A 16351-nucleotide genomic window follows, 5' to 3' on the forward strand; every position below is an offset into this window, starting at 1 on the left:
GATCACGCTCTCGCCCGGCGGCGGCCGACATAGAGGATGGCGCCCAGCGTCGCCAGGATCACCAGGAAGGAGAACACGGTGGTCACCGTGCCCAGCGCATAGAGCACCGGCGTCGTGACGTTCGTGGTCATACCGTAGATTTCCAGCGGCAGCGTGTTGAAGGTTCCAGATGTCATCAGCGTGCGGGCAAACTCGTCATAGGACAGCGTGAAGCCGAACAGGCCGACGCCGATCAGGCTCGGCGCGATCATCGGCAGCACGACATGGGCGAAGGTCTGCCAGGACGAGGCGCCGAGATCGCGCGCGGCCTCCTCATAAGCCGGCGAGAAGCGGTTGAAGACGGCGAACATGATCAGCACGCCGAACGGCAAGGTCCAGGTCAGATGCGCGCCGAAGGCCGACGTATACCAGGCTGGGCGCAAGCCGACCTGCTGGAAGACGACGCCGATGCCCAGCGAAATGATGATGGAGGGCACGACGAGACTGGCGACCGCCAGATAGAACAGCGCTGTGGCGCCGCGAAACTTCTGCCGGAAGGCGAGGCCGGCGAGCAGCGACACGATAACCGTGACGATCATCACCATCAGGCCCAGCACCAGCGAACGCTTGAAGCTGCCGCCGAAATCGCCGACCGCCTGGCGCTCGAACAGATTGGCGAACCAGTGCAGCGACACGCCGTTGAGCGGGAAGGTGAGGCCGCCGGTCTCACCCTGGAAGGAGAGGATCAGGATCGCCGACAGCGGACCGTAGAGGAACAGCACGAACAGCGCGAAGAAGGCGGCGAGCACGTAGAATTCGAGGGTGCGTTTTTCGTGGCTCACGTCAAAGCTCCCTGCGGATATCGACGATGCGCAGGATGCCGGCGACCATCAAGAGCACCAGTACCAAAAGCACCACGGCGTTGGCGGCGGCGGCCGGATATTGCAGCAGCGACATCTGGTTCTTCATCATCAGCGCCACCGACGCACTCTGGCCGCCCGACATCACCTGCACGGTGGAGAAATCGGCCATTACCAGCGTGACGACGAAGATGGTGCCGATCGCCATGCCGGGCTTGGCCAGTGGGATGATGACGTTCCACAGCACCTGCCAGCCGGAGGCGCCGGCATCGCGCGCGGCCTCGACCAGCGAGCGGTCGATGCGCATCAGCGTGTTGAAGATCGGCGTCACCATGAACAGCGTGTAAAGATGCACCATGGCCAGCACGACCGCGAATTCGGAATAGAGTAGCCATTCGATGGGCTTTGGCACCAGACCCATATGCACCAGCGTCGAGTTGATCAGCCCGTTGCGGCCGAGCACCGGGATCCACGAGATCATGCGGATGATGTTGGAGGTCAGGAACGGCACGGTGCAGACCAGGAACAGCACCATCTGCATGGCCGTGGTGCGGATGTGAAAGGCGAGGAAATAGGCTACCCAGAAGCCGATGAACAAGGTCAGCGCCCAGACGATGGCCGCGAATTTGATGGTGTTGAGATAGGTTTTCCAGGTGACCCAGGAGCCCAGCACATCGGAATAGTTGGTGGTCAGGAAGTCCGGATACATGGCGGCGAAGTCGTAGTCCCAGAAGGACACGACGACGATCATGATGATGGGCAAAAGCAGGAACGCGCCGAGGATCAGCGCCAGTGGAGCTGACTGCAGGTAGGGCGTGACGGCGCCGATGGAGAAGCGGCGGCGCCGCCTAGTGGGGCTGGCGGCGATAGCGGGGCGTTCGAGCGCGACTGTCATCAAGGCTCTCGGTTTTGGCGATGCGGGCGGAGCCGCGTTACCCCTTCTCCCTGCAAGGGGAGAAGGGGTAGAGGAGGGGCGCTTGTTCCCTTACGCCGCGATGAACTCGTTCCAGCGCTTCACCATGTAGCGGTCCTCGTCCATCACCGAGTTCCAGCAGGCGACCTTGCCCATGCGCTCCTCGAAGGAGCCGCCATCGCGCACGGCGCCGGCCTTTTCCATGACCGTGCCGTCCGGCGCCTTGATCTCGCCCTTGGCCGGCTTGCCCTCGATCCAGTAGCCCCACTCGTCCTCGGTCATGAACTTCTTGGCCGAGACCATGTTGGCCGAGTAGTAGCCTTGGCGGTTGAGGTAGCCGCCGACCCAGCCCGACGTGTACCAGTTGATGTATTCATAGGCCGCGTCGAGTTCGGCGCCTTTGAGGTGGGCGGCAAGGCCGAGGCCGCCGCCCCACGAGCGGTAGCCCTCCTTGAGCGGCTGGAAGCGGCAGGCAATGCCCTTGGAGCGCACGGCGGCGACGGCCGGCGACCACATGGACTGGATGACGACTTCGCCCGACGCCATCAGATTGACGCTCTCGTCGAAGGACTTCCAGAAGGCGCGGAACTGGCCGGCCTGCTTGGCCTTGATCAGGAAGTCGATCGTCTTGTCGATCTCGTCCTTGGTCATGTTGCCCTTGTCGGCATATTTGATGTTGCCGGTGGCTTCCATGATCATGGCCGCATCCATGATGCCGATCGAAGGGATGTTGAGGATGGCGGTCTTGCCCTTGAAGGCCGGATCCATGATGTCGGCCCAGGTTGTGATGTCGCGGCCGACGAGGTCGGGGCGGATGCCGAGCGTGTCGGCGTTGTAGATGGTCGGCACCATGGTGAACCAGTTGGTCGGCGCCTTGGCGAAGGTCTTGGAATCCTGCGCCTCGACGAAGCCGACGGTATGCGGGGCGGTGCCCTGGGCGATCACGCTGTCAGGGGTCAGCTTGCCGGTTTTGAACAGCGGCACCAGCTCGTCGTAATATTTCAGCTTGCTGACATCCATCGGCTGCAGCACGCCGGTGGGGAACACCTTCTTGCAGATCCAGTATTCGATGTCGGCGATGTCGTAGCTATCGGGCTGGGTCACGGCGCGCTGGGCGGCGGCGTCGGAATCGGTCGCCGTCATCTCCAGCGTGATGCCGAGGTCGGCCTTGCACTTGTCGGCAATGGCGTTGAGGTTCGACACGCCGGTGCCGAACTGGCGCAGCGTGATGTTGGACTGCGCCCAGATGGTCGGGAAGCCGGTGATGACGCCCGAGCCGGCGGCAAGGCCGACTGCGGCCGCACCCGTCTTGAGCAGCGAGCGGCGCGAAATGCCAGTCTTGGTTTGTATGGTGTCTGTCATGTCTATTCCCCTGTCTTGTTTTGCTTGGTTGGAGTCATGAATTGAGGCGGCCGAGGACGATCGCGTCTTGCGGATCCCAGGCGAGCGGTACGGCGTCGCCGATGGCGACGGGTCTGGCGAAGAAATCGGAATCGTCGACGATGACGGTGAAGTCGTCGATGCCGGCGCCGGTCACCGAGAGTTTCACCGTGGCGCCGCGATATTCGATGTTGGAGATGATGCCGGTGAAGCCGAGGCCGGGCGAGGGCGCGTCGCCGATGCGCACATGGTCGGTGCGGATGGCGATGTCGATCGGCGCTCCCACCTCCTGGCCTTGCCCACAGGCGGCGAGCGAGCCGCCGCCATTGACGTCGAAGACGACCATGCCGTCGCGCCCGCCGGTGACCCTGCCGGAGATGACATTGTGGTCGCCCATGAAGCGCGCGACGAAGGCGGTGGCCGGCCGTTCGAACACGTCGCGCGGCGGTGCCGCCTGTTCGATGCGGCCGTCATTCATCACCACGATCAGGTCCGCCAAGGCCATGGCCTCCTCCTGGCTGTGGGTGACGTGGACGAAGGTGATGCCGAGCGACGTCTGCAATTTCTTCAGCTCGGCGCGCATGCGGATCTTCAGGAACGGGTCGAGTGCCGACAGCGGCTCGTCGAGCAGCAGCGCCTCGGGATCGGTGATCAGGGCGCGGGCGAGCGCTACGCGCTGCTGCTGGCCGCCGGAAAGCTGCGCGGGCCGGCGCGTCGCATAGGCCTCCATCTGCATCAGCTTCAGCATGTCGAGCGCTTTGGCCCGGCGTTTTTCCTTGTCGACGCCCTTCATCTTCAGGCTGAAGGCGACATTGTCGATGAGGTCGAGATGCGGGAACAGCGCATAGGACTGGAACATCATCGCCGTGCCGCGCTTGGCCGGCGGCAGGTCGGTGACGACGGTGTTACCGAGCCGGACGTCGCCGGACGAGATGCTTTCGTGGCCGGCGATCATGCGCAGCGTCGAGGTCTTGCCGCAGCCGGAGGGACCGAGCAGGCAGCAATAAGTCCCCGCTGGTATCTTCAGGCTGATGTCCTCGACGGCGGTCGTCGTTCCATAGACTTTCGAAACGGACACGATGTCGATCTCGGCGGCTTTGGACATTCAGGCTTCCCCGTTTGGTCGCATTAACCAATGCATCATGCGTGCCAAATGGGATGTGTTGGTCCAACCGATTGATTTGTCAGAAGAATCAGGATTCTCGCCTGTTGCCTATGCATCGGGCCGTCTTGTGCATTGCACAAATTATGGGCGATTGTGCGCGATCTGCACAAGAATCGTATGCAATCTTTTTTGACGTTGTGTCCACTTTGCCTCTCGTGCGGGGAGGACGAGTCGCGTTAGAAGGGGGCAGGACATCATCGCCATGAATATCGCCGATCAGATCTATTCCGCCACCGACAGCGCCAATCAGGATCGCGCTCAGGCGATCCGCGACAATCTGCGCGACGCCATCGTCGACCGCCGGCTGGCGCCGGGCACCAAGCTGTCGGAAGGCGAGGTCGGCACGCTGTTCGATGTGTCGCGGACTGTCGCCCGCGCGGCCTTGCAGATGCTGTCCTTCGAAGGCCTGGTGCGCACCGAGCGCAACCGCGGCGCTTTCGTCGCCAACCCGTCACCCGAGGAGGCCCGCCAGGTCTTCGCCTCGCGCCGGTTGATCGAACCCGGCATTGCCATTGCCGCCTGCGGGCGCGTCACATCAGCCGACATCGTCGCCTTCAGGGCGCAACTCGACGAGGAGGGCCGCTTCATCGCTGAGCGCGGTCCGACCGCGCGGCGTTCCGAAATCAAGGCGTCCGGCGATTTCCATCTGCTGCTGGCCTCTGTCGCCGGCAATGCCATCCTGCAACGCTTCATGGAGGAGCTGGTCGCGCGCTCTTCGCTGGTCATTGCGCTTTACGGACGGTCCGGCGTGTCAGCCTGCGGGCACAGCGAGCACACGGAAATTGTCGGCGCGCTGGAAAACAGCGATTGCGAGCGGGCAAGCCGCTTGATGCTGCACCACATAGATCACATCGAGGCCGATCTCGACCTGCGCGTCAGGGCCGGCCCGGCGCTCAGGGAAGCTCTGAATTTCTGAAAGTTAGCTGTCGTCCTCGCCGGTAGTGGGTGCAGCCTGCCCGGCTGCCTTGCGGCGTAGCATCTTGGTCAGCTTCCAGATCGTCGGGCTGTTCTTAACGAAGGCCTTCAGCCGCGCGCCCTGGCGAAGCGTCTGCGCCAGCGCGCGGCCCTTCAGCGTCAGCGGCACCAGCACCTCGCAATGCCGGGTTTCGATATCGCACCACTGCCGTTTGTAGGGCTCGTCGCCGACGGAGAAATCATAGACCGCAAAACCCGTCTCGCAGGCTTCCTGGATGTTGTCGAAGAACAGGAAATCGCCGGGACTGCTGTGCGCGAGATCGTCCTCGGCAATCGCGCCGAACTCGCAGATCAGGCGCTTGCCCGAACGGCTCGATCCGGTGACGGCGCGCAGCTTGCCGGCAACCTCCAGCCCGTGCAGCACGAAAGAGGGCGTGTCCTCGGCCAGGGCCTGCGTGAACAGCCCTCGGAAGAAGGCGCGTGTCCGATCGTCGCCGAAGACGTTGGCGATGCCCATCTTGCGAAACCGGTTCTCCTTCATCTCGAAGAAGGCGTCGAGCAACCTGTCCACCTCGTCCGGTGTTTGCGCCTCGATGCGCCGGTGGCTGCCGACGACCTCGAATTTACGCGTCTGCGAACGATGCTTCTTGCGTTTGCGCTTGCCGCTGGCGCGCAGCAGCAACGCATCGAAGCCACCCGCAAGGTCGACGGCCAGCGAAAGATTGGGGCTGGCGAAATGGTCAAGCGATGCGAGCGGATTGGCGATGCCGTCGAAATCGGGCAGCAATCGTTCCAGCGCGATGAGATCGATGTCGGGGCGGGCTCTGGCGATGGCCGCAAACATCGAGCGGATGGCCGTGATGTCAGCCCTGGCCAACCATTGCGGGTCGGCCGCTGCGAAATTGCCGTTGGCGTGGCGGCCGCCCATGAAACGGGCAACCCGGAACGGTCCCTGGCTTACGACCTCCAGCGCCAGTGCGAAGACCGGCTTGCCTTCGGGAGAGAGCGTTGCGACGAGCAGATCGGGTTTGAACTCACCGGCCCAGTTCAGGATCCATGTCTCGCCCTGCGCCGGCGCGTAGAGCGCCGAGCGGCAAAACCCCGCATAGGCCGTGAGCCCTTCGGCCGCGGCAACGGAAACCGACAGCTGCGCTGCATCCTTCGGCAGGGCGCGCGGCGAAGCCTCGGTGGCCGCGAGCCGATTGCCGTCAAATGACGCCATTGCGTCAACCATACCTCAATCCTTAAGGCGTATTGATCCCGATTTGGGGGAGCGCTCAGGCGTGTTCCGTGCTTGGATCAGCCTAGGCGCAAAAGGTGAATGAATGATCGACGGTGGGGAGGCAATCCGGAAGCTGGCGCTCAATGTCGCGCGCTATACCGGCCTCGCACCGCTGGCCAGGCCGTTTGTCGGCGGCATCGGCGCCATCCTGATGCTGCACCGTGTGACGGCGACACCAGAGAAGCCAAACAGCGTCAACCGTCACCTCAACATCGCGCCCAGTTTCCTCGACGCGGTGATCGCCGGCATGAAGGCGGACGGCTATGCCTTCGTCTCGATGGACGAGGCCGTGGAGCGCATCAAGGCAGGCGGCAAGGGCGGCCGCTTCGCCACCATCACCGCCGACGATGCCTATCGAGACAACATGACAGAGGCCCTGCCGGTGCTGGAAAAGCACGGCGCGCCGATCACCATCTATGTCGCGCCCGGCCTGATCGACGGCACCGCCGATCTGTGGTGGGACGTGGCCGAGGACATCGTCAATGCGTGCGACCGCCTGACCCTGGCGACCCCGACCGGTCCAACGGTGATCGATTGCGCGACCCCCGCCAGGAAAAATCAGGCGATAGCCAGGCTGCATGCCTACCTCACCACCGAGGTTCGCGAGGAAGATTTGCGGACCGTGCTACGCGATCTGGCTGCTTCAAACGGCGTCGACGCGGACGCCTCGCGGCTGCGGACCCTGATGAACTGGGATGAGATCCGCACCGTCGCCGCTCATCCGCTGGTGACGATCGGCGCCCATACGATCAACCACAGCAATCTGAAGCGGCTTTCCGAGGCCGATGCGCGCCACGAGATCGCAGCTGTAAGGGACATGTTGCGGGCCGAACTTGGCAGGGAGCCGCACCATTTCGCCTATCCCTATGGCTATGCAAGCGCCGTCGGCTGCCGCGAAGTCGGCTTTGTCCGTGACGCCGGCTATACCTCCGCCGTGACCACCCGTCATGGCGTGCTGCGCGCCGAACATGCCGGCTTCCTGCAGGCCTTGCCGCGCATTTCGATCAATGGCCGCTACCAGAACCTCGCCCACATCCGCACCATGCTGTCGGGAGTAACGACGCCGCTCGCCAATGCCGGCAAGATGCTCGTCACCATCTGACGAGTTGCCCGGCAGAGCTTAGCGCTTCACCCGCGGCTCCAGCATCAGCCATTTGATGATGCCCATCGCCGGCAGCACCCAGAGCAGGCCGCTGAACAGGAAGAACAGGAATTGGACCAGCGCGCCCGATTCCGAAAGCCGCGCGACGGCGAAGATGGATGCGACCAGCGCGTAGACGATGACCAGGGCCACCAGCAGGAACATTCCGATCAGCTTTTTCAGGCGAATGGGCATGGTATGGTCTCGTTGATCACTATCGCTTAGGCCGAACGCGGGACACGTGCAACCCGCCGCATCAGGCGCGACGGCGTGCCGCGCTGCACAGTCTTGCCAGTGCCGGTGCGATGGTTCACCAATCCGCGACATTCAATCGGACGGGACAAGATCATGGCTGCCATCTCAGCCGCCGCTGCACCATACGCTGCCCGCGACCGCGACCTGCACAACCGCGCGCTGGTGCGTGGCTGGCTTTACGTCGTGCTCCTGGTGCTGTTTGCGCTGGTTTTGGTCGGTGGCGCCACGCGGCTCACCGAGTCCGGTCTTTCCATCACCGAATGGCAGCCGATCCATGGTGTCATCCCTCCGCTCAACGACGCCGAGTGGCAAGAGGAATTCCAGCGCTATCAGCAGATCCCGCAATACACCGAGCTCAACAAGGGCATGGGCATCGAGGCGTTCAAGTCGATCTTCTGGTGGGAATGGGCGCACCGTCTGCTGGCGCGCAGCGTCGGCCTGGTCTTCGCCTTGCCGCTGCTGGTCTTCTGGGCGACACGCCGCATCGAGCGCGGCCTTGGGCCAAAGCTGGTCGGCATTCTGCTTCTCGGTGGCCTGCAGGGCGCTATCGGTTGGTGGATGGTGGCCTCCGGCCTGGTCGACCGGGTTGCCGTCAGCCAGTACCGGCTGGCGACGCACCTGACGCTGGCGGCGCTGATCTTCACCGCCACCATGGTCGTCGCGCGTGGCTTGGCGCCGCACTCCGAGCCCGCGGCCGATCGTTCGACGCAGCGCCTGGCCGGCGTCATCGTGCTTCTGGCGCTGATCCAGATCTATCTTGGCGGTCTGGTTGCCGGGCTCGACGCCGGTCTGAGCTACAACACCTGGCCGCTGATGGACGGCAAGATCATCCCGGGCGATCTGCTGATCCTCGAGCCGGCATGGCGCAACTTCTTCGAAAGCCCGAAGACGGTGCAGTTCGTCCATCGGCTCGGCGCCTATACGGTCTTCGCCGTCGCGCTCTGGCACATGATCGCCACGGGTCGGCGGCTGCCCGGCTCAACCCATGCCCGCCGCGCGACGCTATTGTTTGTGCTGGTGCTGGTGCAGGCCTCTATCGGCATCGGCACGCTGCTGATGCATGTGCCGCTGCACATGGCGCTGACCCATCAGGGGTTCGCACTGATCGTACTGGGCTTCGCCGCCGCTCATTGGCGCGGTACCAAGGGGGCTTACCCCTTGCCGCACCAGATCGCGGTCAGGAACTGATCTCGAGCCAATCGGCCCGTCACATCCAGAATTCGTTGGACTGCGTGGTTTTCTCGCCGTCGAATTCCGCCTGGCGCACGGCGGCTGCGGATGGCGTTGACTGGCGCTGAGCGGCTTTCGCTGCCTCGTCGGCGTCGGCGGCTCTGAGCGCGTCAAGCTTGGCCTGGGCAACGGCGATGTCCTGCCGCACCTGGGCGGCCTTGACCTCATCGGTGATCGCCTTGGCCTGGTCTTCCAGGTCCTGGATCTGCTTTTCGAGCGCGGCCTCCTGGGCTGCATTGCTCGAGGAGCTGGACGAGGAGTACTGGATTGCGGAGGAGGAGCCCGAAATCGCGCTGACCATGACAAATCCTTGGGTGGGAGCCAGGACATGGTCTGTAGCCGATCATGGTGAACAATCGACTACCACGTTGTTCCCTGAGGTCAGAAATCTGCCCGCACCGTCCGGATCGCCTTGGCGATCGACAATTCGCGGTTCTCCTCGACCGCATTGTCGTCCTCGTGGTGCCAGGCTGCGGACAGACAGCCATAGGCGATGGCATGGTCCAGTATCGCTGCCGGTGATTGCCCCAGCGTGCTCGCAAAGACTTCGGCCATGTGCGCGATCCGCAGCGGATCGAGGCAAAGCGCATCGCGATCGAGCGGGTTGTAGAACATGTTGGCGGCATCGAAGCCGGGATCGCCGAGCACGCCCTTCGGGTCGATCACCAGCCAGCCGCGCACGCCGTGCAGGATGTTGTCGTCGTGGAGATCGCCATGCAATGGCCTAACGTCATGCGGGTTGGACAGCAGCCGCTCGGCGATGGCGGCGGCTTCGACATACAGGCTGTCTTCGCTGGCGTCCCGGTCGGCTTTCGCCTTCTTGAACAGGCTCGAAAAACGCTCCCTGAGCGGCTGAAGCTCGGGCGGGAAGGGGCCTTTCCCAGGCGAAAACAGTTGCGCCATCACCTCCGCCGCGATTGCGGTCGCGCCGTTGTCGCCCTGTTCATCGAGAACCTGCGAAAGCAGGGTGTCGCCGGCATATTCGAGCAGCATCGAGTGCCCGTCGCGGCCAAGCAGGCGCACCGCGCCTTCGCCGCGCCGCCAGGCGAGAAAATGTTCGCCACGCAACTCATCGGCGATATCGTCGAAAGGCTTGAGCGCCTTGACGACGGCCGGCGAGCCATCCTCGCGAACAACCTTCCAGATGCGGCTTGAAAAGGTCTCGGCAATGAGTTCGGGCGCGCTGATTTTCCAGCGCGCCGGGAAGGCCGGTGCGTCCATCAGAGGCCGAGCATCAGGTCCATGTTCTGGACGGCGGCACCCGAGGCACCCTTGCCGAGATTGTCGTAGACCGCCAGCAGCAGCGCCTGCGCGCGTTTGTCGTTGGCAAAGACATAGACCTTCATGCGGTTGGTGCCGTTGTAGATCTCGGGATCGATGTCCGGCATGCGCTCCAGATGCGCATAGGGCGCCACCTCGACCACGCCACCCTTGATGGCGGCGAAATGGTCGGCAATGGCGGCATGAAGCTCCACACCCGTCGGCACATGGTCGAGGCCGCCGAGCTGCAGCGGCACCACGGTGATCATGCCCTGGGCGAAATTGCCGACCGCCGGCTGCATGATCGGATCATGCGACAGCTTCGCATAGGCCCGCAGCTCCGGCACATGCTTGTGCTGCAGGGTGAGGCCATAGGGCAGGAACTCCGAGGCGTCCTCGCCCTTGGCGACGTAATCCTCGATCATAGGCCGGCCGCCGCCCGAATAGCCCGAAATGCCGTTGACGGTGATCGGGAAATCGGCCGGCAGCAGGCCCGCAGTGACCAGGGGCCTGAGGGTGGCGATCGGTCCCTGCGGCCAGCAGCCGGGATTGGCGACGCGCTTGGCGGTGGCGATTGCCTTCGCCTGCTCCTTGTCCATCTCGGCGAAGCCATAGGCCCAGCCTTCGGCGACGCGATGCGCGGTCGACGCGTCGATGACCTTGGTGGTGTCGTTGGCGATCAGCGACACACTTTCCTTCGCCGCATCGTCCGGCAGGCACAGGATCGCGACATCGGCGGCGTTGAGGAATTCGGCGCGCGCCGCCGTTTCCTTGCGACGCTCGGTCGGAATGGAAATGATCTCCAGGTCGCCACGCTCGGCAAGCAGCGCCCGGATCTGCAGGCCGGTGGTGCCGTGCTCACCGTCGATGAAGATTTTCGGTTTCATGACCTGATCAAATTCCCTGATATTTCAACACTATATGCCGTGACCGTGATTCACAGCGGCGCCATTGTGATTGCCGTTGTTCATCTCTAGCTGCCGTGCCTTTCGCTCCGCCAGCAGGCCGAGATACTGCATGGCCACCATCGAGCCGGCGATCGCCGTTATATCGGCGTGATCATAGGCCGGCGCAACCTCCACGACATCGGCGCCGACAATATCGACCTGATTGAGCTGGCGCAGCGTCGACAGGATCTTCGCCGACGACGGCCCGCCGGCCACCGGCGTGCCGGTTCCGGGCGCATAGGCCGGGTCGAGGCAATCGATGTCGAAGGTCAGGTACGTCTTCTTGCCGCCGGTGCGGTCGACGATGGCGTAGGCGATGTCGGACGCGCGCATCTCCTCGATTTCGTGACCGTAGAGGATCTTGATGCCGAACGTGTCGGGCGCGTGCGTCCGGATGCCGATCTGGATCGACCGGTCGGGGTCGATGATGCCTTCCTTGACCGCGCGGCCGACGAAGGATCCGTGGTCGATGCGCTTGCCGTCATCTTCCCATGTGTCCTGATGCGCGTCGAACTGCACCAAAGCGAGCGGTCCGTGGATGGCGGCATGCGCCTTGAGCAGCGGCCAGGTGACGAAATGGTCGCCGCCGAGCGTCAAAAGGAAAGCGCCTGATTTCAGGATCTTGGCCGCTTCCCGCTCGATCGTGCCGGGCGTCTTCTGGTGGTTGCCCGAGTCGAGCAGGCAATCGCCATAATCGATCACCGCAAGGTGCTCGAACAGATCGCGCGAGAACGGGTACTGCGGGTCATTGTCGAGGATCGCCGAGGCGCGGCGTATAGCCTGCGGCCCGAAACGGGCGCCGGGCCGGTTGGTGACGGCGGCGTCGAAGGGAATGCCCCACACCACCGCGTCCGCGCCCCTCACGTCCTTGGTGTATTTGCGCCGCATGAACGACAGCGCGCCGGAATAGGTCGGCTCAAGGGCGCCGCCCGTTTTGGAGCGAGCGGTGAAGGCATGGTCGATGTTCTTGGTCGCCATTACTGGTCCTCGTTTTCATCGGGGTGCAACAACTACAGAACCGGCATGGAAGATGCCAGTCACAGCTTGGGGAGACGAAACGGCGCCGCCCGGGTGCCACGGCAAGACAGGATTTGTACCATCATGACGCAGGCCGCGTTTCTTAATCCGTCCGATGCCATGGTGTCGACCCATGCCGGTACGATAGCCGGCGAGCGCTTCCAGGTTCTCGATTCGTGGCGCGGCATCTGCGCGCTGCTGGTGGCGCTGTTTCATTTCCCGACCGCTTCTGGGATCTCGCAGAGCGCCTTCATTGGTTCGTCCTACCTTTTCGTCGACTTCTTCTTCGTCCTTTCCGGTTTCGTTATCGCCAGCAGCTACGGCAGTCGGCTGAGCCAGCCGGTCCAGGTCGCTCGCTTCGCTTTGGTGCGTTTTGGCCGAATCTACCCGCTGCATTTGCTCATGCTTGCCGCCTTTGCCGGTTTCGAGCTGCTGCGGCTGATGCTGCCGCAACTGCATGGCACCGGCGCCGCCCCTTTCACCGGCGGTTTCGACCCTAGGAGTCTGCTGGCCAATCTGCTGCTGCTGCAAGGGATGGGCTTCGAGGATCATCTGACCTGGAATGCGCCAAGCTGGAGCATTTCGGCGGAGTTCTTCGCCTATCTCCTGTTTGCCGGCGTGGTCTTCATCGCCGGCGCGCGTGCCTGGATATGGTTCGTTGCCGCCGCCGTCACCGCGCCGCTGTTCCTGCTCGGCTTCTCCACGCATCATATGGATGTATCCTACGATTTCGGCTTCATTCGCTGCCTCTACGGCTTCTCGCTCGGCGCCCTGCTGGCCTGGTTTCAGCATGATTCCATTGCAGGGGCGCGACAGATCCTTGTCAGGAACGGTCCGCGGCTGAGCTGGACCCTTGCCGAAATCGTCATGGTGGCGGTGATCGTGCTTTTCGTCTCGCTGGCGGGCAGCAATGATTTCGGCGTCGCCGCTCCCCTGGTGTTTGCGCTGGCGTTGTTTCTGTTCGCCCATGAGGGCGGCTGGATTTCCGCCTTGCTCAAGCTTCCGTTCATGCTGACGCTCGGCGCGCTGTCCTATTCGATCTACATGGTCCACCTCTTCGTCCAGGCGCGCCTGATCAACATTGCGGGGCTGGTCGAGCACAAGCTCGGCCTTGGCATCGTCGGCGACATCGTGCTGCGCGGCGCGCCGGCGACCGGCTTCGGCACCGGCTTGGCCGGAACGGTAGCAATCGTCGTCATGCTCGTCGCCACCATCGCCGCGTCCTGGATCACCTGGCGCCTGGTCGAAATGCCTGCGATGGCGTGGTTCCGCAGGTTCTCGAAACGCATCTGACGCGGGATATCGCGAGCATGATCCCGAAAAGTGGAAGCCGGTTTTCGGAAAAGATCATGCTCAAACAAGAAGGCCGCTAGCCGGCTTCGTTCACCTCCCTGTCACGGACATCGCCTATCCCGGCTTCGATCCGGCAAGGAGCGATTCTCGATGCGGACAATCTGGCTGAGCCTTCTGCTTTCCACGGCATTCGCGGTTGCCTCCGGTCAGGCCCTGGCCGGCGAAAGCCGCGCCAGGCAGATCCTTGACCGCTTCGAACATGCCAACCAGTGGCGCGACCATGTCATGGTGGCCGCGCATCGGGCCGGCAGCATGCAGGCCGGCAAGACACTTTACGCGGAAAATTCGCTCGCTGCCGTGGAAGGCTCGATCGCCATGGGCGCCGAGATTGTCGAGGTCGATATCAGGCGTTCCAAGGACGGCGAGCTCGTCGTCATGCATGACAGCTGGCTCGACCGCACCACGACCTGCAAGGGCGAGGTCATCAAATACACGCTGGCCGAACTCAGGACATGCCGGCTGGTGGTCGAGGGCACGCGCACCGTCACCGACGAGAGGGTCTCGACGCTGCGCGAGATGCTGCTGGCGACCAGGGACCGGATCCTCATCAATCTCGACAACAAGCTCGAAGTCGGCGACCTCCCGGGCATGATCGCGGTGGCGCGCGATCTCGGCATGGCCGACCAGGTCATCGTCAAGGAGAACCTGTGGAACCAGAATCGGGTCAACACGGTCAAATCAGCCATGGCCGCGATCGGCGGCGGTGTCCAGTTCATGCCGATCATCGCCGATGACGCGGTGCATGATGCCGGTTTCGCCGAAACGGTCGATCACGCTTTCTCGCCACGCGCCATCGAACTGATCAACTGGCGGGCGGGCGCCGAAACCCTGACCGCAACCGGCGGACCGCTGTTCAGCACGCGCATGCGCGCGGCAGCGGTGCGGGGAAACTGGCACATCTGGGCCGACACCTACGCCATCGTCAACAAGCCGGGCGGTTTCCTCGCCGGCGGCCGTGGCGACGAACTGGCGGTGCAGGCCAGCCTGCCGCGCGAAGCCTGGGGTTTCTGGGCCGATCGCGGCGCCACCATCATCCAGACCGACGAACCGAAGGCGGCAATCGACTGGCTGGCGGCCAACGGCTATCGCGTGCCCTATGCCGGGACGGGCGAACGCGTTGAGCCCGCCGCGACCGCCAGCATCAATTGATTTGCCCGTGATCGGCGTCCCGGCCTAGTTGTCGCAGGCTGACCTCTACTGACGGAACGGTGACAGTGAAAACCCGTTATCCCAGGGCATGCCCGACACCATGGTTTTCAAGCCCCGCGCCGCCTATGCCGCCACCGTCGCCGCGACCAGTTTCGGTTTCGTCGTGGTGCAGCTCGATGTCTCCATCGTCAATGTCGCGCTGAACAGGATCGGCGCGGCGCTGTCGATGGGCATAGGCGGCCTGCAATGGGTCGTCGATGCCTACACGCTGGCCTTTGCCTCGCTGCTGCTTGCCGGCGGTGCGCTCGGCGACAGGATCGGCGCCCGCCGTGTGTTTGTCGGCGGCATGGCATTGTTCAGCATCGCTTCGCTGGTCTGCGGCCTGGCGCAGAGCCCTTGGGTGCTGATCGCGGCGCGTGCCGTGCAAGGCGCGGGCGCCGCCTTGCTGATGCCGTGTTCGCTGGCGCTGCTCAACCGCGCCTATGCCTCGGACAAGCCGCGCCGGGCGCGCGCCGTCGGCCTGTGGACGGCGGCGGGCGGCATCGCGCTTTCGGCCGGGCCGGTGCTCGGCGGCTTCATGGTCGCGTCGCTTGGCTGGGCCAGCATTTTTCTGGTCAACCTGCCCATCGGCGCTCTCGCCATCTGGATGGCCTACCGGTTTCTAGAGGAAACGCCGCCCAAGACCGGGAAGCCGCCGATCGACTGGGCCGGGCAGGGGCTTGTCGTGCTGACGCTGTTTTCGCTGACCGGCGCCTTCATCGAAACCGGTTCGTCGGGCTGGACTTCCTTGCCGGTCATTGGCGGATTGATCCTGGCGGTGGTGGCTGGAATCCTGTTCCTGCTGGTCGAGAGCCGGACCAAGGCGCCGATGTTTCCGCTCAAGCTGTTTGCCAGCCGCATTCCGGCGGTGACGAGCCTCGTCGGGCTGGCGGTCAACCTGACGCTCTACGGCACGATCTTCATGCTCAGCCTCTACTTCCAGAAGGAAAGGCATTTTTCGCCCGAGATGACCGGGCTCGCCTTCCTGCCCTTCATGGCGGCGGTCACGGTGTCGAATGTCGCGGCCGGACGAATCGCCGCAAATTATGGCTCACGCTTGCCGATGGCGATTGGCCTGCTTCTCGGTGCTACCGGTTTCGGCCTGATGGCGCTGATCCAGGCCGATACGTCCTACCTGTCGCTGCTTTGGCGGCTGCTGTTCCTGCCGATCGGCATCGGTCTCGCCGTACCCGCCATGACCACGACGCTGTTGTCGTCCGTGCCGACGGCGATGTCGGGGACTGCCTCGGGCGCGCTCAACACCGTGCGCCAGTCGGGCGGAGCGATTGGCGTCGCGCTGTTTGGCTCAGCTTTGGCGCTGGGCACGATCCAGGGCATGCAACTGGCATTCCTGGCCTCGGCGCTCGGTGTGGCCGTTTCCGCAATTTGCGCCTTCCTGTTCATCCGCGATGCCGACCATTCCGCGGGATAGGGATGCGCAATGCAAAAAGGCCGCCCGGAGGCGG

At 63.8% G+C, this 16351-nt stretch carries 16 protein-coding genes; 6 read left to right on the forward strand and 10 right to left on the reverse strand.

All coding sequences use genetic code 11. From position 1 onward, the window contains the following. Window positions 1–2 precede the first annotated feature (2 nt). From AC1D05_RS01805 to AC1D05_RS01820, 4 genes are all read right to left on the reverse strand, one after another. Window positions 3–821, reverse strand: a complete 819-nt coding sequence (locus AC1D05_RS01805) for an ABC transporter permease (RefSeq protein ID WP_477437651.1) — start codon at window positions 819–821, stop codon at window positions 3–5. A gap of 1 nt (window position 822) precedes the next feature. Continuing rightward, entirely contained in the window at window positions 823–1734 is a 912-nt protein-coding gene (locus AC1D05_RS01810) for an ABC transporter permease (protein ID WP_477437653.1), read from the reverse strand. A 90-nt stretch (window positions 1735–1824) separates the two neighbouring features. Beyond that, complete coding sequence (locus AC1D05_RS01815) at window positions 1825–3114, reverse strand: ABC transporter substrate-binding protein (protein WP_475451175.1); 1290 nt, start codon at window positions 3112–3114, stop codon at window positions 1825–1827. A 34-nt stretch (window positions 3115–3148) separates the two neighbouring features. Continuing rightward, window positions 3149–4237: an ABC transporter ATP-binding protein gene (locus AC1D05_RS01820; RefSeq protein ID WP_477437654.1), complete on the reverse strand. Its 1089-nt coding sequence runs from the start codon at window positions 4235–4237 to the stop codon at window positions 3149–3151. 262 nt (window positions 4238–4499) lie between these two features. On the opposite strand from AC1D05_RS01820, the gene AC1D05_RS01825 reads away from it, so the two are divergent. Further along, complete coding sequence (locus tag AC1D05_RS01825) at window positions 4500–5213, forward strand: GntR family transcriptional regulator (protein ID WP_477437656.1); 714 nt, start codon at window positions 4500–4502, stop codon at window positions 5211–5213. Between the two features lie 3 nt (window positions 5214–5216). Here the strand turns inward: AC1D05_RS01825 and AC1D05_RS01830 are convergent, their stop codons facing one another. Further along, window positions 5217–6446, reverse strand: a complete 1230-nt coding sequence (locus AC1D05_RS01830; protein ID WP_477437658.1) for a GNAT family N-acetyltransferase — start codon at window positions 6444–6446, stop codon at window positions 5217–5219. A gap of 91 nt (window positions 6447–6537) precedes the next feature. Between AC1D05_RS01830 and AC1D05_RS01835 the strand changes: the two genes are divergently transcribed. Beyond that, window positions 6538–7596, forward strand: a complete 1059-nt coding sequence (locus tag AC1D05_RS01835; protein WP_477437659.1) for a polysaccharide deacetylase family protein — start codon at window positions 6538–6540, stop codon at window positions 7594–7596. A gap of 18 nt (window positions 7597–7614) precedes the next feature. Here AC1D05_RS01835 and AC1D05_RS01840 read toward each other — a convergent pair whose 3' ends face one another. Continuing rightward, window positions 7615–7830, reverse strand: coding sequence for a DUF2842 domain-containing protein (locus AC1D05_RS01840; protein ID WP_477437661.1), 216 nt, complete (start codon window positions 7828–7830; stop codon window positions 7615–7617). Between the two features lie 153 nt (window positions 7831–7983). Here AC1D05_RS01840 and AC1D05_RS01845 point away from each other — a divergent pair, with 153 nt between their 5' ends. Further along, window positions 7984–9078, forward strand: a complete 1095-nt coding sequence (locus AC1D05_RS01845) for a COX15/CtaA family protein (RefSeq protein ID WP_477437663.1) — start codon at window positions 7984–7986, stop codon at window positions 9076–9078. A gap of 19 nt (window positions 9079–9097) precedes the next feature. Here the strand turns inward: AC1D05_RS01845 and AC1D05_RS01850 are convergent, their stop codons facing one another. From AC1D05_RS01850 to speB, 4 genes are all read right to left on the reverse strand, one after another. Continuing rightward, the gene (locus tag AC1D05_RS01850; protein WP_477437665.1) at window positions 9098–9421 is read right to left on the reverse strand and encodes a hypothetical protein; all 324 of its coding nucleotides are present in this window, start codon (window positions 9419–9421) and stop codon (window positions 9098–9100) included. A gap of 80 nt (window positions 9422–9501) precedes the next feature. Continuing rightward, complete coding sequence (locus tag AC1D05_RS01855) at window positions 9502–10341, reverse strand: aminoglycoside phosphotransferase family protein (protein ID WP_477437667.1); 840 nt, start codon at window positions 10339–10341, stop codon at window positions 9502–9504. Beyond that, window positions 10341–11267, reverse strand: a complete 927-nt coding sequence (gene argC, locus AC1D05_RS01860) for an N-acetyl-gamma-glutamyl-phosphate reductase (protein ID WP_477437668.1) — start codon at window positions 11265–11267, stop codon at window positions 10341–10343. Before argC ends, AC1D05_RS01855 begins: the two co-directional genes overlap by 1 nt. 30 nt (window positions 11268–11297) lie before the next feature. Then, entirely contained in the window at window positions 11298–12305 is a 1008-nt protein-coding gene (gene speB / locus AC1D05_RS01865) for an agmatinase (protein ID WP_477437670.1), read from the reverse strand. 123 nt (window positions 12306–12428) lie between these two features. Between speB and AC1D05_RS01870 the strand changes: the two genes are divergently transcribed. The 3 genes from AC1D05_RS01870 to AC1D05_RS01880 all read left to right on the forward strand — a co-directional run bounded on the left by AC1D05_RS01870 (window position 12429) and on the right by AC1D05_RS01880 (window position 16317). After that, window positions 12429–13637, forward strand: a complete 1209-nt coding sequence (locus tag AC1D05_RS01870; protein ID WP_477437672.1) for an acyltransferase family protein — start codon at window positions 12429–12431, stop codon at window positions 13635–13637. A 150-nt stretch (window positions 13638–13787) separates the two neighbouring features. Beyond that, a complete protein-coding gene (locus tag AC1D05_RS01875; RefSeq protein ID WP_477437674.1) occupies window positions 13788–14846 on the forward strand; it encodes a glycerophosphodiester phosphodiesterase family protein in 1059 nt (352 codons plus the stop codon). A 100-nt stretch (window positions 14847–14946) separates the two neighbouring features. After that, entirely contained in the window at window positions 14947–16317 is a 1371-nt protein-coding gene (locus tag AC1D05_RS01880) for an MFS transporter (RefSeq protein ID WP_477437676.1), read from the forward strand. Window positions 16318–16351: the final 34 nt, after the last annotated feature.

Source organism: Mesorhizobium sp. P2_E9 (genome assembly GCF_056403815.1).